Source organism: Pseudoalteromonas sp. Z1A6 (genome assembly GCF_011378745.1).
Taxonomy (GTDB): domain Bacteria; phylum Pseudomonadota; class Gammaproteobacteria; order Enterobacterales; family Alteromonadaceae; genus Pseudoalteromonas; species Pseudoalteromonas arctica.
This window is the reverse complement of the sequence record NZ_WTKW01000696.1, coordinates 1-605: the sequence shown is the minus strand read 5'-3', so window position 1 is coordinate 605 and position 605 is coordinate 1. Positions and strand designations below refer to the sequence as shown.

The 605-nt window shown below is 28.9% G+C and carries 1 protein-coding gene; it reads right to left on the bottom strand.

The window, feature by feature from the left end; translation table 11 throughout:
- A partial coding sequence (locus tag GQR46_RS20390; protein WP_165742352.1) for a hypothetical protein occupies window positions 1–605 on the bottom strand: 605 nt, incomplete at both ends.

The window sequence follows — 605 nt, the reverse complement described above, 5'->3', positions numbered from 1 at the left end:
TGATTCACTTTCTAGGTGAAGATAATCATTTTCACCCAATTTTATTTTGGAGTTAATCGCATCAACCAAGTCACCCAAAACGCAAGTATTTTTGTCAATTTCAGCATCTAATATATTTTTGTCATTTATGAGTGGATTGTTGCACTGGTTGAACTCTGTATACATAAAGTTAGAATTTATAAAGTTAGATTGAAGAAATCTTTGCATACTACTGAATCTACTATTTATTATAGTTAACCCTGAAAAATCCAATGGAGGAATATCACCTTTGATATAGCAATTATCAATAGTATTTCTTTGTTTATTTAAAAAGAAAGATTTTAGTAATTCAGTTGCATTTTCTTTACCTTTAACCCCTTGATCTAAAAGTGTCATAAAGAAAATATTTTCAATAGATGCTATTATCTTTTGTTTTAGCTTTTTATCTGAGTTTTGTGGTTCAGCCTTTAATGCGTTTACGATTGGCAGGATACAGTCAAGCATTTCCTTTTCAGAATTATTAATAAACTTAAATAAATCGGAGACCTCTTTAGACTTTACTCTAATCCTTGCCAATGCAGTTATACATTCATTTACATACTTAAAGTTATAGAAAAGATCCATAT